Source organism: Nocardia mexicana NBRC 108244 (assembly GCF_001613165.1).
Lineage (GTDB): Bacteria > Actinomycetota > Actinomycetes > Mycobacteriales > Mycobacteriaceae > Nocardia > Nocardia mexicana.
Genome location: NZ_BDBV01000073.1, coordinates 91,606 through 117,142 on the forward strand (window position 1 = coordinate 91,606; position 25,537 = coordinate 117,142).

A 25,537-nucleotide genomic window follows, 5' to 3' on the forward strand; every position below is an offset into this window, starting at 1 on the left:
CTCCTGTGGGGCTTTTCGGTCTCATGCCGCCAGGGCGTCGGCGGCGAGTTCGGCGATCTGGTCGGCGATCAGCGGGGCGGTGCGGAAGCCGTCGCCGCCGACGGCCGCGCGCGCCCAGACCGCGGGGCCGACCCGTTCCAGCGCCGCCCGGCCGGTCCGGGCGTCGACGCTGTAGTGGCAGTGCTTGACCGCCACCACCGGGTAGCGGTCCGGTTCGGCGAGCACGCGCTCGCGGCAGCGCCGCGCGGCCGCGCGATCGGCGTCGGCGGGTTCGGTCAGGGTGGCCACGGTGCGGCACATGGTGGTGGCGCTGAGCTTCAGCAGGGTGCCCGCACCGGGCGGCAGCAGCCATCCGGTACCGTCGGCGCCGAGCCCTGCGGCCGCGGGCGCCTGCTCCCACCAGGTCGTGAGTTCGCCCGGCGGCCGCACGTAGACGACGGTCTGACGATGCAGCTCGGTCGCGGTATCGACCAGGCCCCGCGTCCACACCCCGGCCGCGACGAGGACGAGATCGCCCGCCACGGCGCCGCCGTCGGACAGCTCCAGGCGGGCCGCGCCGGTGTCCACGGCAGTCACCTCGCACCACGGTCGCAGGGTGACCGTCGGCTGTCCGCGCAGCCAGCGCACCGCCGCGTGCAGCACGCGTTCGGCCAGCAGGACCCCGGCATCGAGCTCCTGAACGCCGACGTGGTTCTCGGGAAAAACCATGTGCGGCAGGCTGTCCGGCCCGACGACCGCGGTCTTCGCCGTCGAGCCGACAGCCGCGTCGAGACCGTCCACCGGGCGGGCGGTGACCGCGCCGATGCGGCGATAGAAGCCGCCTCCGAGCAGGCTCTGCAGCCGCAGCCACTCCCGATGCAGGTACGCGCCGTCACCCGGTGACCCCGAGGAGCGCAGCACCCGGTGCTGGTCGAACGAGCTAGACCCGTGATTGGGTATCGGGCCGCGGTCGACGACGGTGACCCGGTGCCCCGCCCGTGCGCACCGGACGGCGGCGACGAGGCCGGTCACTCCGGCACCGGCAATGACGATCTCGACCATCTCACCCCCTCGTCGGAGGTGGGCGGGGCCGCGTCGAGCTCGGCGGACAGGCGCGGCAGTGCGATCGGTTCCACGGTGGCGCGGGCGCCGACGCCGTCGATCGCGGTGTCGGGCAGGGCCGTCGCCAGATCGATGAGAATCGGTGCGGCACAGCGCAACAGCACCTCCGCCTCGTGGCACAGGTCACCGGCGGACAGCGTCGACCGGTCCAGGCGCGCGAGCTGCTGGGTCAGCGTGGCCGCCGCCCGATTCAGGCTGAACCGCGGCAGCTCGTAGGCGGTCCGGAAGCGCTCGACCATGCGCACGGCATCCGTGCGGGACCGCCCCGAGATCGGCAGCGGGCCGCGGCCCACCCACTCGGCGGTGCGAGCGGCGATCCGGTTCCACGGCTGCACCAGGCGGATTCGGGTCAGCCGGTCCAATTCGCGGCGGCTGAAGCTCGTCCGCTGGGTCTCCGGGCTGTCGCAGGCCAGATGGAATCGGATGAGGTCGCGCGGCACCGCGGCGGCCAGCTCGCGACCCCACACCAGATGCCCGCGGCTGGTGGAGAACTTCTCCCGGTCCAGCTCGTAGAACTCGTTGGTGAGGAAGCGCGCGGGCAGCGGGTAGTGCTCGCCGTAGGCCAGCAGCATGGCCAGGCCGGAGATGGCGAACGGGTGGATATTGTCCACGCCGAGGAAGTACACGATCTCGCTGCCCGCCTCGCGCCGCCACAGTTCGTCCTCCGAACTCGGGGACAGGCCCGCGCTTTCGGCGGCCAGCATGGAGCAGTACATCGTCCACGCCACCGGTTCCGCGTTCGGATTCACCACCTGGCCGGGCAGGTCCGGTGCCGGGATCCCCCATGCCAGCGGGTAGGTGACCGGAAAATCCGCGAGCGGCTTGGCGAGGATCTCGCCGATGACCTGTGCCGCGTGCGGGCGCAGGGCGGCGGCGATCCGGTCGAAGTGCGCGCGCAGCTGTCCGCGGTACTGCTCGGCGGGCAGCACCAACACCTCCGCCTCGCGAAATTCCAACGGCTCCCGCGGATCTCGGGCCGGACGCGGATCGAGCAGTTCCGCCGCCGCGACGGGATGGCCGCAGCTCTCGCACAATCCGCCGCAGCTGGTGGCCAGGCATACCGGGCAGGTCCCGGTGATGTGACCGTCCACCAGATACTCGCCAGTGCGTGGTGCGTACGGAAACCGCATGTGCCGCAACCGCAACCGGCCGCGGGCGCGCAGGTCGGCCACCACCTTGGTGACGAACGCGGTGAAGCGATCCTCCCAGCCGGTGAAGCCGTCGGCGGCGATCCCGAGCGCGCCCAGCGTGGCCTCGACCTCCGCGGCCGAACGCCGGACCAGTGCCTCGGGGGTGGTGCCGAGCCGCCGCGCGGTCGTCACCACGAAGGTCGAGGTGTCCTGAATTCCGGTGCCGAACAACACCGTACGGCCGGTGGCTCGCAGGTATCGGGAGTAGACGTCGGCGGCCAGGAACGGTCCCGCGATATGCCCCAGGTGGAGGTCGCCGTTGGCGGTCGGGGCGGGGGAGATGACGATGGTCGGTCCGGTCACGAGCGCGTCCCCTGTCCCGCGGAGGCGCCGTGCCGGGCGGTGAAGGCCGCCGACATCTCCGTGTCCCACCAGATCGCATACCACTCGAAGTCGCCGTCACCGGTGTTGCGGACGTGATGGGTCGATCCGGGCGCCAGGCAGGCGAGGTCACCGGCCCGGAACTCCCGTTCCCGGCCGTCGACGTCGAGGACGGCGCTGCCCGCGATCGCGATGAACAGCTCGTGCTCGTGGTGGGCGTGTGCGTGCGACGCCGCGCCCGGGCCCAGCACGCACCAGGCGCCCTCGAACGGTGCGCTGAGCGCCGCCCACGGCAGCAGACGCTGCGAGGCGACCCCGTAGGCCTCGGTGAGCGCGCCGCGGTCGAGGCGGCGAATCTCGTTGCCGCTCATGCTGTGTTCGATTGCGGCATGAGCGGGGGCCTGCGTGGTTACGCTCCGCTGCCGCCTCCGGCCCTGACCGCTCATGCCGAACGCACCTCCGCGACCGCCCGCTCCCGCATATCGGCCCGCCGGTCGATCAGGTCGTCGACGATGTCCTGGGAGCGGTGCGCGAGCACGCTGATCAAGGTGTCGGAGATGCCGTGCGTGGCCTCGTTGACACCCTGCAGATACACCGCGCCCCGGGCGGATCCGCCGAGTTCCATCCGGTAGCGCCGGGTCACCTCGATGCCGGGCAGGCCGACGCGGTCGGCGAGATCGCGGACGAGGGCGGGCATCTCGGGGGAGTAGCCGGTGCCCAGCAGGACCAGATCGCACCGCATCGGCTCGAGCTGCCCGCTGCGCAGATCGCGCAGCTCGAGCACGACCTCCTCGCCGTCCATCCGCGCCGAGACGACGTCGGTCATGGGGAGGATGCGAGAACGCTGCTGCCCCAGCATCTTCTGCCGGTACAGCATCGAGTACAGCTCGTCGAGGAACGGCGGCGCCAGGCCCGCGTAGTTGGTCAGATGCATCTCGTCGAGGATCCGGCGGCGGGCCTCGCCCTCGCTGTAGTAGAACTCGTCGACGAACGACGAGTAGAACAGCTCGTTGACGAACTTGCTGGTCTGGTAGTTCTGCAGCCCGATCGAGCGCACCACCATGGTCGGGGCGGCGGCGGGCAGATCGCTGTGCAGGGCCATGAACATCTCGGCGGCGCTCTGGGCACCACCCACCACCACCGGGCGCACCGGCCGCGCGCCGTCGACCTCGGCGATGCGGCTGCAGTACTGGGTGCTGTGGATGATCCGATCGGCGGGCAGCTCGGCGAACACATCGGGGACGTGCGGATCGCGCCCGGTGCCGAACACCAGGTCGCGGCAGGAGATTCGGTCACCGCCCGCCAGCTGCACCGTCCAGCCCACGATGCGGCCGTCGGCCCCGCGGCGGGGCTCGGCCTGCCGCACGCGCGCGCCGTAGCGCACCCGGACGTGTTCGAGCGAATGCGCCACCCACTGCTGATATTCCGACAGCTCCCAGCGGTAGGGATTGAAGGTGGACAGGTTGACGAACTCGTCGAGCTGCCGGCGCTCGTGCAGGAAGTTGAGGAACGAGTAGCGACTGCGCGGATTGCGCAGGGTCACCAGGTCTTTGAGGAACGATACCTGGCTGCGGGCCCACGGCAGCAGCAGATTGCGCTGCCACTTCACGTCGGGATGCTGTTCGAGCAGCAGGGTGTTCTCGGCGAGGGCGGTCGCCCCGGATTCCTCCAGGGCCACGGCGAGTGCCAGGTTTGCGGGCCCGGCGCCGATGGCCAGGACGTCGACGTCGTATGCGGTCACATTCTCCACCTGTGTTGGGATCGGATAACGCTGTGACACAGTCAAATTCATGAACGTGTTGGTCGACAGCGTTCGCGGGCATCGAACATCAACCGATCGATGCGCGGTCGCCACGGCGAAAGGCCCTGGGCGAGAACGAAGGTCGTTCCGGCCCAGGGCCTGTGCGGAGGAGGGTCAGCGGGCTTGCGGCTGGTCGGCGGCGATCGTCACCGTCTCCAGATCCAGGTCGCGGAACGGGGTCACCACCACATTCCGCAGTCGCTGGGACCAGCCAGTCTGCACGCCGGGCGTCAGCAGCGGGATCGCGGGCATGTCCTGCAGGATGAGCCGTTCGGCCTGCTGGTACAGCGCGGCCGCCTCGGCCTCGGCGGCAGTGCCGTCGGCCCGGGCCAGCAGCGCGTCCACCTGCGGGTTGGAATATCGGCCGGTGTTGGACGAGCCGCCGGTGCGGTACAGCGGATTGAGGAAGTTCTCGATCGACGGATAGTCGGCGACCCAGCCGGTGCGGTAGATCGAACTCATCTGCCCGCCGTCGATGCTGCGGCGGAACTCACCCAGCGTCGGCACCGGGACGAACCGGCATTCGCGGCCCACCGCCTCGGTGATCGAGGCGCAGACGGCGGTCAGCCATTTCTCGTTGGCCGTATCGATATTCGACGAGATCTCGATCGGCCCCTGAAAACCACTGCTGTCGAACAACTCCCGGGCCTGCTCCGGCCGGTACCGGCACAGGTCGCCGCACTGGTCGGGAACCGCGCCGCGCACGGTCGGCGGCACCAGGCCGCCGGCGGGCGTCCGGTCGCCGGTGAATACCCGGTCGACCACGGCCTGCCGATCGACCGCCATCGACAGCGCCTGCCGCACCCGCGGGTCGGCGTAGCGGGAGTCGTAGAGCGGGAAGGTGATCGACTGCAGTCCCGACCCGGTCTTGACCAGATGGCGTCCCTCGAGCTCCTGCTTGTACCGGCCGCCGACCAGCGCGTCGCCCGGCAGCACCTCGAGGAAGTCGAGGCGGTTGGCGACGACGTCGGCGTAGGCGCCCTCCAGGGATTTGTTGAAGCGGAACTCGGCCCGCCGGATCACGGGCTTGCGCAGGCCGGTGGGGTTGTCGGCGCGCTGCACCACGATGCTCGATCCGCGCGTGTGCGAGACGAATTCGAACGGTCCGTTGCCGACGGGATGTGCCTCGTACCCGGCGCGGTCGGTGAAGAACTTCGCGGGCAGCGGCGCGTAGGCGACATAGCCCAGCCGGGTGGGGAACGACGGCAGGGCTTGGGTGAGGGTGACCTCGAACCGGTGGTCGTCGACGACACGCAGCCCGCTGAGCTCCCGCGCGGCGGGTGCGGCGCCCTGTACTCGGTCGAATCCCTCGATGACGGAGAGGAATCCGGCGCCCTGTTGATTGTTCGGACCGTAGGCGGTGTGGTTCCACGCGTCGACGAAGCTGCGGGCGGTGACCGGCGATCCGTCGTGGAATGTCCACCCGTGCCGCAGGGCGATGGTGAACACTCGGGAGTCGGTGGTCTCGATCGATTCGGCGACCGCATTGCGGGGTGCGGCGGTGCGCGGATCGTAGTCGACCAGGCCCTTGAACAGCGTGCGCAGAATCTTGGATCCGCCGGCGTCGGTGGTATTGCCGGGGATCAGGGCGTTGGCGGGTTCGGTGGTGTTGAGCGTGATCGAGTCGGACTGCGGCGCAACGGGTTCGGAGCCCGAACCGCAACCGGAGGCCAGGGCGGCCGCCAGTGCGGTGGTGACGGCGCAGAGCGCGAGTCGGGATGTTCGCATCGGGATGGGTGCCTTCCTGCGGGACGAACGGATCTGTTCGCGCGGCGGCACGAGCTGCCGGAACGCGGATCCGAAAACCCAGTGCAGCAGAGCGGGTGATTGGCCGACACCGGCCGCGGAGCCGGACAATCAAATCCGGTCAACCGGAGTCAGGACTGCGTGGTGGAGAACCCGATCCACACCGATCCCCACCAACAAGCCTGGGAGACAAGGGCACTCGCGGCGCCGCGCAGGAGCAAGCGGCGGCCGGGTGCGGGTTCGGCGGCCATCCGGCGTCCGAGTGCCGCCGCCTGCAACCCATTGACGATGAGTGCGAGCACCAGGACCAGCTTGATCCGCGTGGCCCCGGCGGCGAGGTCGGGTGCGAGGAACGTGCCGCTGGCGACCAGGCCGGACATGCCGAGCCAGATGGGCAGATGCAGTCGTCGCATGCCGCGGACCAGTTCGGCCAGGGTGGTGCGCCGGGCCAGCCATAGGAGGGCGAGATAGTCGGCGACCAGCACGGCCCCCATGCCGAGCACCAGCGACACCAGATGCACGAAGAGCGCCGCCTCGCGCGTGGCGGGGCCCACCTGCAACCGCGTGGAGGCCCAGACGGCGAGCGCGAGCCCGGCGATCGCGGCGGCGCCGATCGGCGCCGCCCACCCGCGCGGGCGGCGGCGGAGAGGGGACGGTCTGGTCCCGATATCGGTGGACACGTTGCTTCGACCCTTCGATCCGGCCCTGTCGGCGCACTGCTTCGCCTCTCAGTGAAGAGGCGAGATGCGTTGTCCGACAGGGCCGGACGGAGGTGAACATCAATCCCCGGACGCCTGCTCGCGTTCCGGCATTCCGGCGTAGGCGAACCAGGCCGCGGCGAGTCCGAGCGCGCCGCAGAGCAACCACACCCCGGCCCCGAACTGCTCCCAGGCCAGCACGCCGAGGGTGGGTCCCAGCGCCAGGCCGAGCCCGAAGGTGGCCTGATGGGTGGCGACGTAGCGGGCCTTCACCGCGGCCGGGAACGTGCTCGGATAGGCGAACATGGTGGGCCCGTTGATCATTACGCCCAGCACGAACACCGCCGTGCACACCAGCACCGCCGCGATCGCGCTGCCCGCCAGGGCGTATCCGGCCACACCGAGGCCCATGATCGCGGTGCCCACCGCGCCCACCACATTGCCGCGGCGGTGCGTCAGATACGAGGTGATCTTCAGCTCGAACGCGATCAGCACCACCGACGCCGTGACCAGCACCGCGCTGTACCACGCCGTGGAGTAGCCCTCGCGGGCCAGATTCAGCGGCAGCGCGACGGTGTACTGCACGTAGATGAGCGTGCCGAGTAGCACCGAGGCGAGGAACAGGTGGTAGCGGTAGTCGCGGGCGATCGTGGCGTAGCCCGAACGCCGTTGCGGCGCACGAGGATCCGGCTTCGGCGCCGCGGTCGCGGGAAGCAATGTCAGTGCCAGGAGCGCGTACGCCAGCGCGGTGCACGCGTCGACCCAGTACAGCAGGTTCCACTCGATGAGGATGAGCCCGGCCGCGAGCAGCGGGGCCAGCGCGGCGCCGGTGTTCAGCGCGATGCGCATCATCGAGAAGCCCATCACCCGATACTGTTCGGGCATCAGGTCGCTGAGCAGCACCGCGGCCGCGGGTCGATACGCCTGGGTCACCAGTCCCGCGGCGGCGACGATCGCGACCAGCGCCGGGAAGGCGCCCGGGCGGCTGAGAACCGGAATCAGGGCGAGGCAGGCCGCCGACGCGGTCATGGACGCCACGATCGTGGTGCGCGGCCCGAGCCGGTGCGTGAGTTCACCGCCGAGCATCGTGCCGAGCACCGCGCCCGCGCTGTACGCGGTGAGCGCGAAACCGGCTCGGCCGATCGAGAATTCGTGATGGATCAGGTACAGCACCAGGAAGGTCTGCACGAAGGCGCCCAATTGATTGATCAGCACCCCGAGCAGCAGCACTCGGACGGGGCGCGGGGTGCCCCGGAGCGCCACCAGGACACCGGTGCGCTCCGGGGAACGAACGGCGGTCATCGCGGTCTGCCCTCCGTATCCGTGAAAAGAGCCTGTACGGAACCGAAGTCGAGCCCGTCGGCCAGGGCCGTGTAGGTGCCGTGGGCGAGCAACTCGGCCGCGGCGGCCTGTACGCGTTCGTAGGCCGCCTGCGCGATCGCCGAGCCCACGCTGATGCGGCGGGCTCCGGCCGCCGCGAGCTCCGGGACCGAGGGCGCGCCCGGCCCGGCCATGACGTTCACCGGCAGTGGCGATTTCGCGGCGAGCTCGGCCACGGTGTCGAGATCCAGCAGGCCAGGAACGAACAAGCTGTCCGCCCCGGCCTCGGCGTACGCGACCGCCCGGTCCAGCACCTCGTCGAAGCGGTCCTCGGGCGCGCCGATGCCGAACAGGTACACGTCGGTGCGGGCGTTGATCACCAGTTCGGTGAGTCCCGCGTGCGTGGCCGCGGTGCGCGCGGCGCTCAGGCGGCCCGCCTGCTCGCCGCTGTCGAACAGCGGGCCGCCGGGGCGCACCGAATCCTCCAGGTTCACCCCGACCGCACCGGCTTCGACGGTCGCGGTGATCGTCGCGGCGACATCGGCGGGTGCCGGGCCGTAGCCACCTTCGATATCGGCGGTGACCGGTACCTCGACCGCATCGGCGATGCGGCGCACCTGGTCGACCATCTCCGCGCGGGTCAGCCGCTGCCCGTCACCGCGACCGAGCGCCCACGACACCGCCGCGCTGGTGGTCGCGACCGCGGCCGCACCGGCCCGGGCGACCAGGGCGGCGCTGACCGCATCCCACGCATTCGGCAGCACGAATGCGCCCCCCGCGTGCAACTGCCGAAACGCCGCCGCCTGCTTGCGCTGATTTTCCTTCACCTGCGACTCCTCGCAACGTCGAATTTCCGAAGTGGAACGCGACGAAGATTACCGGTGCGACGACGGTATTTACTTGGGGCCGAAAGTAATTCGAACAATCGAACGTCAATCGCCCGAGCGCCGCGAACCGGTCATCCGATCATCGGGTCGGCGGTGCGCAGGTCGACCACCGGGAGTTCGACGGTATCCATCTCCGGATACATCGCGAAGCGACTGGTCTGCTGGGCCACCAGCCTGCCGACCAGCGACGGCAGCAGATATCGCTCCGGTGCCGAAACGCGGTGCAGCAGACCGCAATCGATCAGGCTGTCCACGGCGTGCTCGGCGGCGTCGACCGAGATGTGCAGTACGCGCGCGAGCCCGCCGGGCGTGACCTCGTCGGCACCGGCGGTGCACATGTGCACGACGTGTTTGGCCAGTGGCGGCAGCGAAAGATACGCCGGGAGCAGGGATCCGGCGAGGCTCACGTCGCCGATCCGCAGCCAGTCGGCCACCTGGATGCCGGCGTCCAGGCGGTCGGCCACCTCGCCGAGCCGGCGGCCGGGCTGGGCGGCGATCTTGCGGCCCGCGATGGTGATCGCCAGCGGCAGGTGCGCGCAGAAATGGGTGATGCGCAGTGCCGCATCGTGTTCGGCCCGCACGCGGTCGTTGCCGATCAGCAACCGCAGCAGCGCCAGCGAATCCGTGCGGGGCAGCGGGGTGAGGGTGGTCCGCCGGATCCCGTCGAGCCCGAGCAACCGCGACCGGCTGGTCACCAGGATCTGGCTGGTCCGGGAGCGGGCCAGCAGCGGCCGGACCCGGCGCTCGTCGCGCACGTCGTCGAGCACCACGACCACCCGCCGCTGCGCGAGCATCGACCGGTAGAGGCCGATCCGGTGCATGTCGTCGACCGGGATCCGATCGGGCGGCACGCCGAGTGCCTGCAGGAATCCCGCCATGACCTCCATCGGCTGCACGTCGTCGGCGCCCATGTCGGCCCACAGCTGACCGTCCGGGAACTCGCCGGTCATGCGGTGCGCGATGCGCAGCGCGAAGGTCGTCTTGCCGATGCCGACGGCGCCCCGGATGAGCAGCGGCACGCGGCCCTCGGCGGCATGCGTCAGCATGGCCCGGGCCCCCTCGAACTCCGCGGTGCGCCCGACGAAATCGTGCACACCGATGGGTAACTGCGCCGGGTGCGGGTGCCCGATCGCCTCCGGCTGCCGGTCGTCACCGGACGGCTCGGCGGGTTCGAAACCGTTGTCGCCGCGGATCTCTCGCCACCGCTGCTCCCATTCGGTAGTATCACCGTCACAGGCGCGGACGAACGCCAGGGTGACCTGCAGCGTGGGGATCCGGTGCCCGCTGGCGGCCTCCGACAGCACGGAGGGGGAGTAGAGGGCCACGCTGGCCATCCGGCGATACGACGGATTGCCCGCAGCGGCACGTAGTTTGCGAAGATCACCCGCGAAGGCGGCCAGTGGGCCGGTGCGGGTGTCCAGGGGTTTCTCACGTCTGCCCATGTCGATACCTATCCTCCGAATGCGGTGCGGCGCAGGGCCGAACTCGCCACGACGGCGATGCCCCCTGTGTGGGGCCTCGCCCCCGCCCCCGATGCGGAGTGTTCGTGGTACCGGACCACGTCCGCGTCATCGTCCGTATGGACGGTGCACGGATTTCGTTCCGGTGTCGTTCAGCAGACAACGGCGTGTCTACCCCTGCATCGGATCGGCCGGGCCGGATATTAACGAGTTGACGTGGAACACACGGTTTTTCGTACCGATGCGTATGTAGTTCGGCTACCGATCGCGAGGACGGAGCCGATAGCTGCGGCAGGGCGCGCCGAGTACCGGATACGCGACATTGCGGACCGGAGTGCCGCCGGGCGTGGTCCCGTACTCGGTCCCGGCGTGCGCATGTCCGTGCACCACCAGATCCGCGCGGCCCGCGTCGGCCGCCGCGCCCAGCTCCGCGCAGCCGAGCCCGGGAAAGATCCGGGGCGGTTCACCGGCGAGCGTGCCGAGGATCGGTGCGAAATGCATCAGGGCGATGCGGAGGTCGGTGTCGAGCGTGTCCAGGGCCGCCCGTAACCGCAGCGCGTCGGCGGGCCCGCGACGGTAGCGCTCTCTATGTTCGGGGCTGCCGCTGTCCGGATCGCCGGGATGGCCCGGGAAGCCGCCGCTGCCGCCCATCACGCCCGCGATACCGACGCGAACACCGCCGACGTCGAGCACGGTGGTGGTGCCGTCCAGCATCCGCACCCCGGCATCGGCGAGCATGGCGGCGATCCGGAAGCCCTGGCGGTGGTCGTGGTCGTGGTTGCCCAGCACCCCCACCATCGGCACCGGCACCCCGGCCAGCTCGGCGCAGAGCATGTCCGCCTCGCGCAGCGTGCCGCCCTCGGTCAGGTCCCCGGCGAGCAACAGCAGATCGGCGTCCAGCTCGAGAAACGCGGGACGGAACCGCCCGCACACGGCCGCCCGGATATGCAGATCTCCCACCGCCGCCACCCGTACCCCACCGCGCATACCGCCCAGCGAGCCACAGACCGGCGGGCCTGTCAACGGCGGTCCGGGCCGTCCCGACGGGTGCGTTCCATCGTGTGACCGGTGCCGGAGGGCCGCGGGCGCGGGTATCAGCCATGGTTCTGCAAACTCGTCGGCCGAGTCCTGGGCTCGCGAGGTGGCGCGTCGGCCGGGCCCCGGATTCCGGATCTCCGTCCGCCCTGACCACCGGTAAGCGGCGGAGCACGGCGCGTGTCACCCGACCGGATTAAAGTTGGTGGTCTGAGCCGTTGGACCGGCCGGGTAGGGTGGTCCGATCTAGCCGGGAGAGGTGGTGGCATGACTCAGCATCTGGAGAAGGCGAATGCCGAGCAATCGAGCGCAGGCAACGACGCCGCTCCCGCCACCGGCGACGCCTCCGCACCGACCCCCACCCCGCGCAATATGCCGATGCGCCAGCCGGGCACTCCGGCGGCGGTGCCCACCTCCGCCTCGCGCCGGGTCCGGGCGCGGCTCGCCCGCCGGATGACCGGTCAGCGCGGTATCGCCGCGGTCAAGCCGGTGCTGGAGCCGCTCGCCACGGTGCACCGCGAGCTGTATCCGAAGGCCAACCTGCAGCTGCTGCAGCGCGCCTTCGACGTCGCCGACGAGAAGCACGCCCACCAGTTCCGCAAGTCCGGCGACCCGTACATCACCCACCCGCTCGCGGTCGCCAACATCCTCGCCGAGCTCGGCATGGACACCACCACCCTGGTGGCCGCGCTGCTGCACGACACGGTCGAGGACACCGGCTACTCGCTCGAGGAGCTGACTCGCGAGTTCGGCGCCGAGGTCGCCCACCTGGTCGACGGCGTCACCAAGCTGGACAAGGTCAACCTGGGCGCCGCCGCCGAGGCCGAGACCATCCGCAAGATGATCATCGCCATGGCCCGCGATCCGCGCGTGCTGGTGATCAAGGTCGCCGACCGGCTGCACAATATGCGCACGATGCGCTTCCTGCCGCCGGAGAAGCAGGCGAAGAAGGCCCGCGAGACGCTGGAAGTCATTGCGCCCCTTGCCCATCGCCTGGGTATGGCCACGGTCAAGTGGGAGCTGGAGGATCTGGCGTTCGCGATCCTGCACCCCAAGAAGTACGACGAGATCGTGCGCCTGGTCGCCGACCGCGCGCCCTCGCGCGACACCTACCTCGCCAAGGTGCGGGCCGAGATCGTCAACACGCTCGCCGCCAGCCGCATCAATGCCATCGTCGAGGGCCGTCCCAAGCACTACTGGTCGATCTATCAGAAGATGATCGTCAAGGGGAAGGACTTCGACGACATCCACGACCTGGTCGGCATCCGCATCCTGTGCGACGAGGTGCGCGACTGCTATGCCGCGGTCGGCGTGGTGCATTCGCTGTGGCAGCCCATGGCCGGGCGCTTCAAGGACTACATCGCCCAGCCCCGCTACGGCGTCTACCAGTCGCTGCACACCACCGTCGTGGGCCCGGACGGCAAGCCCCTCGAGGTGCAGATCCGCACCCAGGACATGCACCGCACGGCGGAATTCGGCATCGCCGCGCACTGGCGCTACAAGGAGACCAGGGGCAAGCACTCCAATGACTCGACCGAGGTCGACGACATGGCCTGGATGCGCCAGCTGCTCGACTGGCAGCGTGAGGCCGCGGATCCGGCGGAGTTCCTGGAGTCGCTGCGGTTCGATCTGAAGTCGCCCGAAATCTTCGTGTTCACCCCGAAGGGTGACGTCATCACGCTGCCGCAGAAGTCGACGCCGGTCGATTTCGCCTACGCCGTGCACACCGAGGTCGGGCACCGGTGCATCGGCGCCCGGGTCAACGGGCGGCTGGTGGCGCTGGAGCGGCAGCTGGAGAACGGCGAGGTCGTCGAGATCTTCACCTCGAAGGCGCAGAACGCCGGGCCGAGCCGCGACTGGCAGAACTTCGTGGTCTCCCCGCGCGCCAAGGCCAAGATCCGGCAGTGGTTCGCCAAGGAGCGTCGCGAGGAGGCCCTGGAGGCCGGCAAGGAGCAGATTTCCAAGGAGGTTCGCCGGTCCGGGCTGCCGCTGCAGCGGCTGATGAGCGCCGACGCGATGGGCGCGCTGGCGCACGAACTGCACTACACCGACGTCTCCGCGCTGTACGCGGCCGTCGGTGAGAACCAGGTGTCGGCGCACACCGTCGTGCAGCGGCTGATGGCGCAGCTCGGCGGCGTCGGCGACGTGGAGAACGAGCTCGCCGAGCGGTCCACGCCCTCCACCCTGCCCACCCGGCAGCGCGTCAGCGGCGACGCCGGGGTCGAGATTCCCGGCGCCCCGGGCACGGTCGCGAAGCTCGCCAAGTGCTGCACACCCGTGCCGGGCGACGAGATCATGGGCTTCGTGACCCGCGGGGGAGCGGTCAGCGTGCACCGCACCGACTGCACCAACGCCGACTCCCTGCGTGCCCAGGCCGAGCGCATCATCGACGTGAAGTGGGCGCCGTCGCCGTCGTCGGTGTTCCTGGTCGCCATCCAGATCGAGGCGCTCGACCGCACCCGCCTGCTGTCGGACGTGACGAAGGTGCTCGCCGACGAGAAGGTCAACATCCTGTCCGCCTCGGTGATGACCTCCGGCGATCGGGTCGCCATCAGCAAGTTCACCTTCGAGATGGGCGACCCGAAACACCTCGGCCACCTGCTGAACGTGGTCCGCAACGTGGAGGGCGTGTACGACGTCTACCGGGTGACGTCGGCGGCCTGAGCGGGTGACGGGCGCCACAGTGGCCGCCGAACCGGTGCCGCCCGCCGGGGCGCGGTGTCACGATGGCGTCCATGACAGTGGTTCTCGTACACGGCAATCCGGAGACCGAAGCGATCTGGGGGCCGCTGGCCGACGCACTCGGCCGTGCCGATGTGGTGCGGCTGTCGCCGCCCGGATTCGGAGCGCCACTGCCGGAAGGCTTCTCGGCGACCTACCTGGACTATCGCGACTGGCTCGAGGGCGAGTTGGAGCGCTTCGAGGAACCCGTCGACCTCGTCGGCCACGACTGGGGCGGAGGCCATGTCGTCACCGCCGTGATGCACCGGCCGGACCTCGTCAGGAGCTGGGCCACCGACGTCATCGGCCTGTTCGACCCCGAATACATCTGGCACGACCTCGCCCGGGTGTGGCAGACGCCGGGCGACGGCGAGGAACAGGTGGCGGCCATGCTGGGCGGCACGGTCGAGCAGCGGTCCGAGCAGATGGCCGCGCTGGGCATCCCGCTCGACATCGCGACCTCGATCGCGCAGCACCAGGGCCCGGACATGGGCCGGGCGATCCTGTCGCTGTACCGCTCGGCGCGCCAGCCCGCGATGGCGGAGGCCGGGCGCGCACTCGCGAATGCGGCCGCGCGCCCGGGACTTTCGCTCGTGGCCACCGAGGACGGATACGTCGGTTCCGACGACCTGCGGACTCGGGCGGCCGAACGCGCCGGTGCGCGTACGGCGGTACTCGACGGCCTGGGGCACTGGTGGATGGTGCAGGATCCGGCGCGCGGCGCCGAGGCGCTGACCGCTTTCTGGAAATCGCTCGACTAGCGTTCCTCGGAAACCCGATCGGCGCCTTTACTTTTCGACAGCGTCCCGGTGCGCCTGCGCACGCGCCACGAGGTCGCCGCGGTCGACGCCGGCGAGTGCCAGGGCCCGCGGCACGGTGCCGACCTCCGCTGTCAGCACTCCGAGCAGTAGGTCGACGGGGCGCACATCCTGTTTGGCCGCCGCGGTGAAGGTGCGTTCGAGGGCGAGCTTGGCCGATGCGCCCATCGTCGGGCGGCCGGTGCCGCGGCTGGCGCGGGGGAGCGGAAAGTCCTTGGCGGACACGCCGACTGCGGCGAGACTGGCCTCGAACTCCCGGTCCAGCGCAGCGCGCACGGTGCGGTGATCGAGGCCCGCCGAATCCAGGACCGGATGCGTATCCGGATCCGGTTCGGCGGCGATGGCCAGCAGCAGATGCTGTGCCTCCATCGAGGACGAGCCGTCGTCGCGCGCCTCCGATTCACCGCGCAGGATGATCCGATGGAGGTACAGCTGAAACTCGTTGCGCAGGAAGAGCTTGTCGAGCTGGAAGAACTTATCGATCGCGGCCATCGCCACGCCTCCTCAAGGTGACACCGGCGGCGATGAGCCGCTTGGCATGTTTCTTGTGCACCGCCTGGCGCGTGATGCCCAGCGCCTCGGCGACCTGCGGCCACCCCCAACCGGCCCGCATGGCCTGCTCCACGGCGGCGTCCTCGACCTGATCGGCCAGCCGCCGCAGGGCAACCACGGCGGCGAGCGCATCGGCGGGATCCTCGGGCGAAGAACTATCGGCGCCAGACATGCAAGCAACCATAGTTGACTACCAATCCACAGTCAACTCAAGTTGCTTAGGCCGGGGTGGGGGTGGATTCGGCTTGGGCGCGGGAGAGACGTACCGCTTCGACGCCCATCACGACGACGGCCAGCAGGACGAAGGCGGTGCCGAGGGGGCCGCTGCGCAGGCGTTCGTCGAGGACGGTGATGCCGATGAAGGCGGCGCCCAGCGGCTCGGCGACGGTGAACGCGGGCAGCGAGGCCGACAGCGGGCCGACCTGGTAGCCGCGCTGCTGCAGGTAGAGGCCGAGCAGACCGGCGGCCACCAGCGCATAGGGCTGCCACGCGGCGGCGACCGCGCCGAGGCCCTGGCCGAACAGTTCGGTGACGTGTTCGGTGAGCGCGGCCGCGATACCGAACAACAATCCGGCGGCGGTGCCGAACAGCAGCGCGCGCAGCGCCGGTGCCCGCGCGGTGAGACCGACGGCGATCGACGCCACGATCACCCCGAGCAGCAGCCCGAGTGGCGCCACCCAGTGGTGCCACGGAGCATCCGTGACCCCCTCGGTGGGATCGCCGACGACCAGGAACACCGCCAGCGCAGCCGAGAGCGCGACCGCCTGCGCCCACATCGACTTAGTCACCGGCCGACCGCTGTACCGCGCGGCCAGCGGCAGCGCGAATACCAGCGCGGTCACCAGGATCGGCTGCACCACCAGCACCGATCCGAGCGCCAGCGCCGCCACCTGGAAGGCGAATCCGCCCGCGTCCCCGACGATTCCCGCCCACCACCGCGGACTGCGGATCAGCCGCGCCAGCAGCGCCTCCCCCTCCGGCACCTCCGCCGCCGCCCGCTGCTGCGCCACCGCCGACACCGCGAACAACACGGCCCCCGCGAACGCACACGCCACCGCCGCCACCGGAAGATCCGCCATCGCCCCAGTCTGCCCGCCGCCCGCCCCCATCCTCGGCAGCGGCACCCCGTGTCCCGCACGCCAAACCCCGCGCGAAGGGGTGGTTCGGCGTAATCTTGGCGAATTCGGAAAGGTTGCTTTCAAAAGGGGGATCGGGGAAATGATGGCGAATCGGTAATGTCCGGCAATTGATCGGCATCCGGTAGTGAGCGCCTGGTGGGTGGTCTGCGTGGTGGCGGGGTGCGGGCCGAGTTCGGTTCGCGGCGTGGAGGATCCGGGCGTGGGTCGCCGAATTGTTGCTACAAGTCACGAAACTCGGCGGTCGCAGCTAGAATTCTTCCGGGCGGTTTAGGGTTCTGACGTGGATTGTTCCGAGAATGCGTTCGCATTGTGCAGGATGCACTGCGTCGTTCGCTCGATTCTGTTACGGTCTATTGCGTTTCGGGGCACGCGCGGCTACGGCGGCAACTCGAACGCAGGGTGATGAAGATCGCCGACGACGGGTCGCCGCGGCACTCGGCCCTCCGAACTGATGCATACAGCTGGTGAAGGGGGTCAGGTCTTGCTGGCCACGCGCACAACCTGGAGCATGCCGGCCACGGTCGCGCTCACCGTCGCAGCGGTGACGACGATCGGGGCGGTTCCGGCGCAGGCGCAGCCGTCCGGCCCCACCACCCAGGTTCCGATCGCCGTCTGCCCGGCCCTGTACGCCTTGGGAATTCAGGGCACCGGCGAATCCTCCCCCGACGCCGCGCCGACCACCGACACGGGCATGCTGTCCTCGGTATTCCTGCCGTTGCTGGCCGAGGCGCCCGAGAGCGGCCTGGTCGACCGGGCCTACGTGCCCTACGAATCCGGCTTCGGCGGCGCGGTTCCCGGTGGCACGGCGCCGTATTCGGAGTCGCTGACCGGGGGACTGTCGCGGCTGCGGGGGATGGCCCAGCAGGTCGCGCAGCGCTGTGCGCAGACCAGGTTCGCCGTCGTGGGCTATTCCCAAGGCGCCCATGTGGCTTCGATGTTCGCCCAGGAGGTCGGCGCGGGCCAGGGCGTCCTGCCGCCGGAAAAGATCGCCGCCGTAGCGCTTTTCGCCGATCCCACTCGCAATCCCGGTGCGCCGCTGTTCCCGGGCTCGCCCGGCAAGGCCACGCCGGATGCGGCGCCGGGCACGGCGGGTGACCGGGTATCCACGGTGCGGACGCTGGATCAGGAGCCCGCGGTCGGCGGCGGCATCGGTCCCGATCGGGATCGCGCGGTCAATTTCGGCGCGCTCACCGGCCGTGTGGCGAGCTTCTGCGCGGCGGGCGATCTCGCCTGCGACGCGCCAGCGGGCGCTCCGATCCTGCGCGCGGTCACGAATGTGGCGGGGCAGTCCCAGCTCTCGGGCGGCGACCCGATCGCGGCGCTGGTATCCATCTCCCAGGCGCTGGCCTTCACCTCGATCAAGACCGCCACCACGGTGGTGAACTCCGATCTGCAGGGCACGGCGCCGGCCTCGCTGTCCTATCAGCCGCAGCAGTCGATCTCGCAGCGCATCGCCGAGGCCTCCGATCCGCGCAGCCGCATCGCGCTCGCCGATCCGATGCGCGCGATGTTCAAGGTGGGGGTGATCGGCCTGAACGCGGTGGGCACGGCGGTGCGCACCGTGCTGAATCCCGCCGCCCTCGGCGAACTGGCCCGCGCCGCGCTGAACAACCCGCCGGTCGCCCTGGTGCTGCTGGCCACCAAGCTGGCCGGGGCGGTCACCCAGCTGGTTCCGCCGACCACGGTGTCGCGGCTGGTGAACCAGGCGTTCGACGCCGTCGTGCAGAACATCACCGACAACAAGGACCTGCTCGACACCGCCGCCTGGGTGCGGTACTGGGACACCGTCCAGCGCCACGGCGCCTACTCCACCGTGGCCGTGGATGCCCGCGGTGACGCCCCGGTCCGGTTCGTCGCCGACTGGTTCGCCGCCGCGGCGCGCGACCTGGTCGCCGCGCACGGCGGCGCGCAGGCCCCGAAAGGTACTTCGAACAGCCCGATTACCGGAATCTTGGTGCCACCGCCCGGCGCGTCGAGTTCGCCGAATTCGTCGGGTACGGGACAATTTCCGTTTGGGACAGGCCCCGGCGGCGTGCCGTCGACCTCGCCCACCGCTGGTACCGCCAACGACTACCCGTTCTCCACGAACTGATCGCCGAGAGGGTCCGACGATGCTGCACGACGTGCCTGGCTCCGCGGGAAGGGGGGAATGTTGAAGTCGTACAAAGACTTGGAGCGCTGGTATCCGGCGCTCGAGCCGCCCGGCGTCGCGGCCCGCCCGCCGGCGCGCGAGCAGCCGTCATTCGCCGAGGACGACGGTGCGGGGGGCGGCGCGGCGCGCTACCCGCACTACATTCGCGACACCGAGCCCGAGCCCTTCGACATCCCGTTCGCCGACGATCCGCCCGCCCGCCGCAGTGAATTCGTCGGCGGCTGGAGCGACTGGGTGGGCGATCACGCGCCCGGCCCGGACGACGACTACCCGGAGCGCGACGGCGACGTCGTGCAGTTCCCGTGGGACGACGAGGAGGAGGATCAACCCCCGCCGCTCCGCGAACCCGTGGAGCGCCGGCGCATCGGCCGGGACGGGCCGGGCGCCGCGGCCTCGCCGCACACCCTGCGCGAGCGCACGCGCCCGAGCCGGTGGCGTATCGCCCTGGTCCTGCTGGTTGCCGTGTTATTGCTGGCCGCCGCCGGCGCCGCCGCGCTGTACCTGCTGCATTCCCGCGGCGGCCCAACGCATTCCGGTGGCCGCGCCGCCTCGGCGGTGCGCCTGACAGCGGTCACCGGCGACGGGGCCGCCTCGGATTTCTGCCCCACCGAGCGGACCGATCGGATGATGCGCGGCGCCGTGCCGGGCGGCACCGACTCCGGGCCGGACGCGATCATGTGGTTCCAGCATTCGTATTACGTCGAGCGGTCCGCCGAACGCGCCCGGGAGGTCGTGGCCCCCGACGCCGCGATCTCCGGCGCGCCGGTGATTCAGCGCGGCATCAACTCGGTCCCGCTGGGTACCACCCACTGCGTGCGCGTCACCGCCGTGGGCCGGGGCGAGGAGGGGACGGACAAGTTCCTGGTGGAGGTCACCGAGCGCCGGCCGGGCGCCGCGCCGAAGACCTACGGCAAGCAGACGGTCACCACCGCGGTGATCGACGGCCGCACCCTGATCACGGGCATCGCGGCCGGGTAAGAGGAGAGCTGAGACGATGGGACAGGACTGGAGCCGGTGGCTCGACGAGGTGCCCGAACCGGGCGACCCGGCGAGCGGTCGATCGCGCACCAAGGCTCCGGTGGTGCGGTTACGCAAGGGACGCCGCGACGACGGAGACGACGGCTCGCTCCCACGCCCGATCCTGGTGGTGGGCGGCTGCGGTGGCGCCGGCACCACCTCGACCGCGCTCGGAATCGCCGGTGAACTGGGTGCCGCCGGTGCGCCGACCGTCGCCGTGGACGCCACGTCCGCGGGTAGCGATCTGGCGCTGCGCGGCGCCGACGAACATCTGAGCCCGATCAGCCTGCAGCAGTGGCTGTACGGCCGCGGCGACGACGAACCGGCGCCGCTGAAGGAATGCCTGTCGCAGGCGAGTTCCGGCATCGGCCTGCTGTGGCGCGACTCCGCCCCGCTGCGCCGCCGCGCCACCTACCTGACCGTCTCGCGTGCCGTCGCCGACGCCGGTTACACCCCCGTCTACGACGGTGGCAGCCCGATCGCCGGGCGGCATCTGCGTCCGCTGCTGGAGGACGCCGATATCGCACTGGTGCTGGCGATTCCGGCCCGCGCCGACGCCGCCAATCGGCTGCGCGTCACGCTGGAATGGCTCGACGACCAGTTCGGCGGCCCGGCCGAGGGGCAGGGCGGCGGCATCGTCGGCGACACCACGATCGTGGTGTCCCATCAGCTTCCCGGCAACGAGCCGGTGGTCGCGGAACATTTGCGGGAACACCTCACGGGCTGGGTGCGCGACATCCGCGAGATCCCCTACGACCCGGAGCTGGCCCGCGGAGAACTGGTGCGCCACAACACACTTGCCGCCGACACCCGGAGGGCATATCGCACGCTGGTGGCGGGGGTGGCATCATGACCGCGGCCATGAAGGAACAGGGAAGTTCATCGGAATCCGCTGCGGGCGGCGAGACCCCGGTCGGCACGGCGGGCGTCGTCGCCCCGCCCGAGGCGCGCCGCGCCCCCGTCTGGGAGCGTCCAGTACCCGGCGTCGGGCGTGCCCCGCTGGTGTGGTTGCTCGGTGTGCACGGCGGTGCGGGAGCCAGCAGCCTCGCGCATGTACTCGCGCCCGCGGCGGATTCGCATCGGCGCTGGCCCGGAGTTTTCGAGCGCGAGTCCCCCTTCGTCGTCCTGGTCGCCCGCGAGACCATCGCGGGGCTGACCCGCGCCCACGATCTGCTGCGCCAGCACCGCGCGGGGCTGGCCGGGCCGAGCGAGGTGCTCGGCCTGATCACGGTGGCCGCTCGACCGGGCCGGATGCCCGTCGAGATCCGCCGCTACCGCGATGTGGTCGGCTCCCTGGCCGGCCGGATGTGGCAGGTGCCCTGGCACGAGGAGTGGATGCTCGTCGAGCCCGATCAGCTGCCGGTGTGGTCGCCGTCCGATCCGCCCCCGCAGCAGAAGAAGCGCAAACTCGATCCGTTACAAGAGGTTCCGCACGATGTCGACGAGCTCGGTGCGAGCATCATCGATCTCATACGCGAAAAAGTAGCTAGCAGTTCGCACTTGGAAGAAGAAGAGGACGCTCGATGAGTACCATCCTGGCGGCCGTGCACGAAACGTACGGTGTTGTTCTCGCTCAGATCGGGAATCCGACGCCCGAGGCGCCCCCGGCCTCGGAAAAATTGCTGAAATTGGTTCGGTACTTCACGTGGTTCGTGCTGCTGTCCGGAATCATGGGAATCACCTACGCGGGAGGCAAATTCGCATGGGAGAAGTGGACCGGTGGAGGCCTGGAATCGCCGAAGATGGTGGCGGGAGCCATGATCGGCGGCGTCATCGCCACCAGCGCCGGAACCATCATGAACGCGGTCATCGGTAGCTGATGTCCGCCGCGACCGTGCTTGCCTACAAGCAGATGCCGTCCGACGTGGTCGAGCCGATCATGCAGCTCATCAACTGGCTGCTGTGGGTCGTGCTGCTGTCCTGCCTGGCCTGGATGATCATCTCGGCCGGTCGGCTGTGGTCGGCGATGCGCGACGACATGGCCGTGAACGACGCCTCGCACGGCATTGTCATGAGCCTCATCGGGGCCATCGTGGCAAGTTCGGCGAGCGCGATCGCACTGACCATACTGCCGACGTGAACGGTGGGGCCCCCATGATTTCGGCCGAGATCGACGCACCAGCGCACGCGGTGAACCCGCTGCGCCTCCGCCGGGCCGCCGCGGGCGTGCTCGGTGTCGCCGTGCTCGCCACCGCCGGATGCGGTGGGGGCGACGGCGGTACGTCGAATCCGGATCCGGCGCACCCGCCCAGCGGAGTGCGCTGGCAGCCGTACCAGGGCGTCGCCCTGCCGGTGACCGATCAGGGGCCCAGAAACGACAGCGACGGCGCCGCAACGGGATTCGATCGCACCCCGGCGGGTGCGGCGGTCGCGGCCATCACCCACTCCGTGCGGCTGTCGGTGGCCACCGACAGCCAGTGGTCGACGGTGGTCGCCCGGGAACTCGTGCCCGGACCGGCCCGCGACGAGTGGTCGGTCAACCGGGTGCAGCTGTCGATCACCGGTCCCGCGGCGGAGCAGTACGCGCCGCGCGTGCTCGGCTACCGCGTGCTCGGATTCACCGGAGACAGATCGAACGTGGACGTCTACACCGAATATTCCGACGGCTCGAGAGCGGTGAACCACACCACCGTCGAATGGTTCGGCGAGGACTGGAGGTTACGCCTGCCGGAGTCCGACGCCACCGCGCGTCCTGTCGACTCCATCGACGAATTGCCCACCGACATAGTGACATTGGAGGCTCCAACATGACCGGGAAGGATGCGGGCGGCTCGTACAACGATGCCGATCGCGGCGTCTCCTTCGGCGTCATCGCCTCGGCCGCGGTGATCGCGTTGATCGTGATCGTCGGTGTCTTCATGTACGTCGGGCGGGACGATTCCGGCGGCAGCAAGCCCCCCGATTCGTTACCGTCGCCGGTCGCCGGGACCGGTGCCACCGGATTCGCCGCACCGGAGGTCGATCTGTTCGGGCGGCGCGTCGATATTCCGAACAACCCTGCGGGACAACCACTCCGGCAGGATCCGTCGCTGGAGAAGAGCCCCGTCGACGAGGACTGGCTGACCGCCGCCCCGGCGGGTACCACCGAGCCGCGCGGCTGGCAGCGCGTCCACGGCGCCTCGGTTCCGTTCTCCACCAGCGACGGGCCCGCCCATATCGACGAGAACGGCCTGGCGGTGGGGTATTCGCACACCCCGCAGGGGGCCGTACTGGCGGCGGCGCAGATCACCTACCGCCTCAACGCCCGTCCGGCCGACCGGAATCTGTACACCCAGCAGGTGCGGGTGGCCCCGCAGCAGCTGGCGGCCTACGACAAGGCGCTCGACGCGGGCAAGCTGCCCGAGCAGCAGCCGGAGCGGGTGACCCGATACCTGGTGGCGCCGGACGCATTCCGGGTCGAGAACTACGCCGACGATATGGCCATCGTGCGCCTGGCCGCCCGCGGCCCGGTGGCCGACGGTCAGCAGAAGTGGGCGGCGGTCCGGCTGGTCATGGTGTGGGATTCGGGCGACTGGCGGCTCAAGCCGACCGAGTCCAAGGGCTCGCCGACCGAGTACATCGACTCGCTGACGGGGTGGACGCCATGGTGAGCGGGCGAGGAGCGGGCAGCCCCGCACAGCTGCGGCTGCTGGGCGCCGCGGCGCTCGTCACCGTCGCGCTGGCGGTGACGGTGACCGTGGCGACCGTGCGCCGCGACGGGAGCGGGGCGACGGCGGGCAGCGCGCCGGTCCCCGTGGCCGATACCAGCACGGTGGCCGCACCCGGCGCGGAAGGTTTCGGCGCACCCGAGACCGATATGTTCGGCCGCCGCGTCGATATTCCGAACAACCCTGCGGGACAGCAGCTTCCGCAGGATCCCGGGGCGCAGCGCCGTCCGGACGATCCGCAGTGGCTGACCGCGGCGCCGAATCCCGCCGAGACCCCGGGCGTCCGGCAGCGGGTGTTCGGCGGGCCGGTGGTCCGGTTCTCGGGCTCGGACGGCCCGGCTCGCGTGGAGGGCAAGGCGGCCACGGGTTACGCGCACACGCCGCAGGGCGCGGTGCTGGCCGCCGAACAGAATTTCTGGCGCACCAACGCGAACCCGAGCGATCGAGGGCTGCTGCTGCAATTGGCGGCGATGTCGCCGGAGTACCTGGCCGAATACGATCGGCTGCTGGCCGCGGGCAAGGTGTCCGACCGACTGCCGGACAAGCTGACCCCGCTGCTGTACGCCTCGGACGCGTTCCGCGTCGACAACTACACCGACGACCGGGCGGTCGTCGACATCGCAAGAAAGGCAAGAGAAGTCATCGATGGCCAACCGACATGGGTCGGCATGCGTCTCGCGGTCGTCTGGCGTGACGGGGATTGGAAGCTGACGGCGGTGGACGGGCAACAACTGGTCCGGATCGATTCCCTGCGAAGCATCGAAGGGTGGACGACATGGTGAGGCGCATTCTCACGATCTTCGCGGTCGTGTTCACCGTCATGATCGCGACACCGACGGTGGCCTACGCACAGTACGGCTTCGACCAGACCTGCAACGAGATCCACGACGATCTCGACGGTCTCGGTCTGCCCGGCGTCTCGCTCGGCGACGCCGCGTCGGCCGCGTGCAAGGCCGGTAACGCCGCGACCCACCCGGGCGACGCCGCCGGCGCCGTGCGCGACAAGGCGTGGGACTCCACCTTCGGCAAGGTGGTCGACTCGCTGATGAACGGGCTCGGGCAGGCGCTGATCCTCGCGCTGACCTTCTGGATGAAGGTGCCCAACGAGCGAATAAGCAACGGCGGAGAGCTGTTCCAGAGAATCAACGACTACACCTATCAGGCCCAGATCCTGCTACTCATAGTGTCGGTGATCCTGTCCGGCGCCAGATTGGCGGAAGCGCGGCGGGGGGCCGCGCTGAACGAGGCGGGTGAGTCGTTCAGGATGTTGGCCAGAGTGGTGTTCAGCTCCTGGATGCTGGGCGCGGTGATTGTGGCGGGCACCCAGGCCTCGGACCGCTTCTCCGCGTGGGTGATTCAGGACGCCACCGACGGCAATGCCAAGAACATCGCCGAGTTCATGGTGAAAACGGCGAAGCTACAGGCGTTCTCGCCGGGCCTGGTGCTGATCATCGCGATCGTCGGCCTGCTGGGGGCGCTCGCGCAGATCGTGCTCGCCATCGTGCGGCAGGGTCTGCTGGTGGTCGCCGCGGGCGTGGTACCGCTGGCGGCGGCCGCGTCGGGGACCAGTACCGGCAGACAGGCGTATCCGAAGCTGATCGGCTGGATCATCGCGTTCATGCTCTGGAAACCGGTGGCCGCCATCGTCTACATGATCGCGTTCGTGGCCATCGGCAATACCGACGATCTGACCACCACCGCGGGCCTGCCCGATGCCGATCAGGCCCAGCGCATGCTCGTGGCGATCGTGCTGCTGTGCAGCGTGGCGTTCGTGCTGCCCGCACTGATGCGCCTGGTCACCCCGGCGGTCGCGATCGTCGGCAGCGGCGGTTCGGGTCTGGCCGCCACCGGCGGTGTGCTGCTGGGTGCGGCCGCGCTCGGCGCGGTCGGGACCAAGGCCGTCGGCGTGCGCAGCCAGGCGGCCGCGGGCGC

At 70.2% G+C, this 25,537-nt stretch carries 25 protein-coding genes; 12 read left to right on the forward strand and 13 right to left on the reverse strand.

Features of this window, described 5'->3' with window-relative positions; genetic code table 11:
- Window positions 1-21: 21 nt before the first annotated feature.
- From NM1_RS27460 to NM1_RS27505, 10 genes are all read right to left on the reverse strand, one after another.
- Window positions 22-1,041: an NAD(P)/FAD-dependent oxidoreductase gene (locus NM1_RS27460; protein WP_068025920.1), complete on the reverse strand. Its 1,020-nt coding sequence runs from the start codon at window positions 1,039-1,041 to the stop codon at window positions 22-24.
- The gene (locus NM1_RS27465; RefSeq protein WP_068025924.1) at window positions 1,008-2,594 is read right to left on the reverse strand and encodes a class I tRNA ligase family protein; all 1,587 of its coding nucleotides are present in this window, start codon (window positions 2,592-2,594) and stop codon (window positions 1,008-1,010) included. Before NM1_RS27465 ends, NM1_RS27460 begins: the two co-directional genes overlap by 34 nt.
- A complete protein-coding gene (locus tag NM1_RS27470; protein ID WP_068025927.1) occupies window positions 2,591-2,983 on the reverse strand; it encodes a cupin domain-containing protein in 393 nt (130 codons plus the stop codon). The genes NM1_RS27465 and NM1_RS27470 overlap by 4 nt, the downstream gene beginning before the upstream one ends.
- Window positions 2,984-3,054: 71 nt before the next feature.
- Window positions 3,055-4,353, reverse strand: coding sequence for a SidA/IucD/PvdA family monooxygenase (locus NM1_RS27475; protein ID WP_068026031.1), 1,299 nt, complete (start codon window positions 4,351-4,353; stop codon window positions 3,055-3,057).
- Window positions 4,354-4,527: 174 nt separating this feature from the next.
- A complete protein-coding gene (locus NM1_RS27480) occupies window positions 4,528-6,141 on the reverse strand; it encodes a peptide ABC transporter substrate-binding protein (protein WP_084520110.1) in 1,614 nt (537 codons plus the stop codon).
- 149 nt (window positions 6,142-6,290) lie between these two features.
- Complete coding sequence (locus NM1_RS27485) at window positions 6,291-6,839, reverse strand: hypothetical protein (RefSeq protein ID WP_114699551.1); 549 nt, start codon at window positions 6,837-6,839, stop codon at window positions 6,291-6,293.
- 99 nt (window positions 6,840-6,938) lie between these two features.
- A complete protein-coding gene (locus NM1_RS27490) occupies window positions 6,939-8,159 on the reverse strand; it encodes an MFS transporter (protein ID WP_068025930.1) in 1,221 nt (406 codons plus the stop codon).
- Window positions 8,156-9,004: an isocitrate lyase/PEP mutase family protein gene (locus tag NM1_RS27495; protein WP_068025932.1), complete on the reverse strand. Its 849-nt coding sequence runs from the start codon at window positions 9,002-9,004 to the stop codon at window positions 8,156-8,158. The genes NM1_RS27490 and NM1_RS27495 overlap by 4 nt, the downstream gene beginning before the upstream one ends.
- A 131-nt stretch (window positions 9,005-9,135) precedes the next feature.
- Entirely contained in the window at window positions 9,136-10,506 is a 1,371-nt protein-coding gene (locus NM1_RS27500) for an NB-ARC domain-containing protein (RefSeq protein ID WP_068025933.1), read from the reverse strand.
- Window positions 10,507-10,782: 276 nt separating this feature from the next.
- Window positions 10,783-11,511, reverse strand: a complete 729-nt coding sequence (locus NM1_RS27505; RefSeq protein WP_068025935.1) for a metallophosphoesterase family protein — start codon at window positions 11,509-11,511, stop codon at window positions 10,783-10,785.
- Window positions 11,512-11,931: 420 nt separating this feature from the next.
- Between NM1_RS27505 and NM1_RS27510 the strand changes: the two genes are divergently transcribed.
- On the forward strand, window positions 11,932-14,223 hold the full coding sequence (locus NM1_RS27510) for a RelA/SpoT family protein (protein WP_246011337.1): 2,292 nt from the start codon (window positions 11,932-11,934) through the stop codon (window positions 14,221-14,223).
- 71 nt (window positions 14,224-14,294) lie between these two features.
- Window positions 14,295-15,041: an alpha/beta fold hydrolase gene (locus NM1_RS27515; protein WP_068026036.1), complete on the forward strand. Its 747-nt coding sequence runs from the start codon at window positions 14,295-14,297 to the stop codon at window positions 15,039-15,041.
- 27 nt (window positions 15,042-15,068) lie between these two features.
- Here NM1_RS27515 and NM1_RS27520 read toward each other — a convergent pair whose 3' ends face one another.
- The 3 genes from NM1_RS27520 to NM1_RS27530 are packed head-to-tail and all read right to left on the reverse strand — an operon-like array spanning window position 15,069 to window position 16,729.
- Window positions 15,069-15,590, reverse strand: a complete 522-nt coding sequence (locus NM1_RS27520; RefSeq protein ID WP_068025941.1) for a Clp protease N-terminal domain-containing protein — start codon at window positions 15,588-15,590, stop codon at window positions 15,069-15,071.
- The gene (locus NM1_RS27525; protein WP_068025944.1) at window positions 15,574-15,822 is read right to left on the reverse strand and encodes a hypothetical protein; all 249 of its coding nucleotides are present in this window, start codon (window positions 15,820-15,822) and stop codon (window positions 15,574-15,576) included. Before NM1_RS27525 ends, NM1_RS27520 begins: the two co-directional genes overlap by 17 nt.
- A 46-nt stretch (window positions 15,823-15,868) precedes the next feature.
- The gene (locus tag NM1_RS27530) at window positions 15,869-16,729 is read right to left on the reverse strand and encodes a DMT family transporter (protein ID WP_068025947.1); all 861 of its coding nucleotides are present in this window, start codon (window positions 16,727-16,729) and stop codon (window positions 15,869-15,871) included.
- Between the two features lie 568 nt (window positions 16,730-17,297).
- Here NM1_RS27530 and NM1_RS27535 point away from each other — a divergent pair.
- The 10 genes from NM1_RS27535 to NM1_RS27580 all read left to right on the forward strand — a co-directional run.
- Window positions 17,298-18,881, forward strand: a complete 1,584-nt coding sequence (locus NM1_RS27535; RefSeq protein WP_068026038.1) for a cutinase family protein — start codon at window positions 17,298-17,300, stop codon at window positions 18,879-18,881.
- 57 nt (window positions 18,882-18,938) lie between these two features.
- Window positions 18,939-19,919, forward strand: coding sequence for a DUF8176 domain-containing protein (locus NM1_RS27540; protein WP_068025950.1), 981 nt, complete (start codon window positions 18,939-18,941; stop codon window positions 19,917-19,919).
- 16 nt (window positions 19,920-19,935) lie between these two features.
- On the forward strand, window positions 19,936-20,811 hold the full coding sequence (locus tag NM1_RS27545; RefSeq protein WP_068025952.1) for a MinD/ParA family ATP-binding protein: 876 nt from the start codon (window positions 19,936-19,938) through the stop codon (window positions 20,809-20,811).
- Window positions 20,808-21,485 (forward strand): hypothetical protein, encoded by a 678-nt coding sequence (locus tag NM1_RS27550; RefSeq protein WP_068025955.1) that lies wholly within the window; start codon window positions 20,808-20,810, stop codon window positions 21,483-21,485. The genes NM1_RS27545 and NM1_RS27550 overlap by 4 nt, the downstream gene beginning before the upstream one ends.
- Window positions 21,482-21,778 carry a hypothetical protein gene (locus NM1_RS27555; protein ID WP_068025959.1) on the forward strand — a complete coding sequence of 99 codons (297 nt, stop codon included), beginning with the start codon at window positions 21,482-21,484 and terminating at the stop codon, window positions 21,776-21,778. Before NM1_RS27550 ends, NM1_RS27555 begins: the two co-directional genes overlap by 4 nt.
- Window positions 21,778-22,038 (forward strand): hypothetical protein, encoded by a 261-nt coding sequence (locus tag NM1_RS27560; RefSeq protein ID WP_068025965.1) that lies wholly within the window; start codon window positions 21,778-21,780, stop codon window positions 22,036-22,038. The genes NM1_RS27555 and NM1_RS27560 overlap by 1 nt, the downstream gene beginning before the upstream one ends.
- Window positions 22,039-22,052: 14 nt before the next feature.
- Window positions 22,053-22,709 carry a DUF8175 domain-containg protein gene (locus NM1_RS27565; RefSeq protein WP_255286230.1) on the forward strand — a complete coding sequence of 219 codons (657 nt, stop codon included), beginning with the start codon at window positions 22,053-22,055 and terminating at the stop codon, window positions 22,707-22,709.
- A complete protein-coding gene (locus NM1_RS27570) occupies window positions 22,706-23,548 on the forward strand; it encodes a DUF8175 domain-containg protein (RefSeq protein ID WP_068025968.1) in 843 nt (280 codons plus the stop codon). Before NM1_RS27565 ends, NM1_RS27570 begins: the two co-directional genes overlap by 4 nt.
- The gene (locus tag NM1_RS27575; RefSeq protein ID WP_068026063.1) at window positions 23,542-24,387 is read left to right on the forward strand and encodes a DUF8175 domain-containg protein; all 846 of its coding nucleotides are present in this window, start codon (window positions 23,542-23,544) and stop codon (window positions 24,385-24,387) included. The genes NM1_RS27570 and NM1_RS27575 overlap by 7 nt, the downstream gene beginning before the upstream one ends.
- Window positions 24,381-25,537, forward strand: a 1,157-nt coding sequence (locus NM1_RS27580) for a hypothetical protein (RefSeq protein ID WP_068026061.1), incomplete at its 3' end; no start/stop codon positions are given. The genes NM1_RS27575 and NM1_RS27580, both read left to right, overlap by 7 nt.

Excerpts from the sequence above, each read along its gene's own strand:
- NM1_RS27510 (WP_246011337.1), top strand. The coding sequence starts at position 11,932 with ATGCCGATGCGCCAGCCGGGCACTCCGGCGGCGGTGCCCACCTCCGCC.
- NM1_RS27525 (WP_068025944.1), bottom strand. The coding sequence starts at position 15,822 with ATGTCTGGCGCCGATAGTTCTTCGCCCGAGGATCCCGCCGATGCGCTC.
- NM1_RS27500 (WP_068025933.1), bottom strand. The coding sequence starts at position 10,506 with ATGGGCAGACGTGAGAAACCCCTGGACACCCGCACCGGCCCACTGGCC.
- NM1_RS27550 (WP_068025955.1), top strand. The coding sequence starts at position 20,808 with ATGACCGCGGCCATGAAGGAACAGGGAAGTTCATCGGAATCCGCTGCG.
- NM1_RS27470 (WP_068025927.1), bottom strand. The coding sequence starts at position 2,983 with ATGAGCGGCAACGAGATTCGCCGCCTCGACCGCGGCGCGCTCACCGAG.
- NM1_RS27575 (WP_068026063.1), top strand. The coding sequence starts at position 23,542 with ATGGTGAGCGGGCGAGGAGCGGGCAGCCCCGCACAGCTGCGGCTGCTG.
- NM1_RS27535 (WP_068026038.1), top strand. The coding sequence starts at position 17,298 with ATGCCGGCCACGGTCGCGCTCACCGTCGCAGCGGTGACGACGATCGGG.
- NM1_RS27560 (WP_068025965.1), top strand. The coding sequence starts at position 21,778 with ATGTCCGCCGCGACCGTGCTTGCCTACAAGCAGATGCCGTCCGACGTG.
- NM1_RS27555 (WP_068025959.1), top strand. The coding sequence starts at position 21,482 with ATGAGTACCATCCTGGCGGCCGTGCACGAAACGTACGGTGTTGTTCTC.
- NM1_RS27545 (WP_068025952.1), top strand. The coding sequence starts at position 19,936 with ATGGGACAGGACTGGAGCCGGTGGCTCGACGAGGTGCCCGAACCGGGC.
- NM1_RS27505 (WP_068025935.1), bottom strand. The coding sequence starts at position 11,511 with ATGCGCGGTGGGGTACGGGTGGCGGCGGTGGGAGATCTGCATATCCGG.
- NM1_RS27520 (WP_068025941.1), bottom strand. The coding sequence starts at position 15,590 with ATGGCCGCGATCGATAAGTTCTTCCAGCTCGACAAGCTCTTCCTGCGC.
- NM1_RS27515 (WP_068026036.1), top strand. The coding sequence starts at position 14,295 with ATGACAGTGGTTCTCGTACACGGCAATCCGGAGACCGAAGCGATCTGG.
- NM1_RS27460 (WP_068025920.1), bottom strand. The coding sequence starts at position 1,041 with ATGGTCGAGATCGTCATTGCCGGTGCCGGAGTGACCGGCCTCGTCGCC.
- NM1_RS27540 (WP_068025950.1), top strand. The coding sequence starts at position 18,939 with ATGTTGAAGTCGTACAAAGACTTGGAGCGCTGGTATCCGGCGCTCGAG.
- NM1_RS27490 (WP_068025930.1), bottom strand. The coding sequence starts at position 8,159 with ATGACCGCCGTTCGTTCCCCGGAGCGCACCGGTGTCCTGGTGGCGCTC.
- NM1_RS27565 (WP_255286230.1), top strand. The coding sequence starts at position 22,053 with ATGATTTCGGCCGAGATCGACGCACCAGCGCACGCGGTGAACCCGCTG.
- NM1_RS27530 (WP_068025947.1), bottom strand. The coding sequence starts at position 16,729 with ATGGCGGATCTTCCGGTGGCGGCGGTGGCGTGTGCGTTCGCGGGGGCC.
- NM1_RS27480 (WP_084520110.1), bottom strand. The coding sequence starts at position 6,141 with ATGCGAACATCCCGACTCGCGCTCTGCGCCGTCACCACCGCACTGGCG.
- NM1_RS27570 (WP_068025968.1), top strand. The coding sequence starts at position 22,706 with ATGACCGGGAAGGATGCGGGCGGCTCGTACAACGATGCCGATCGCGGC.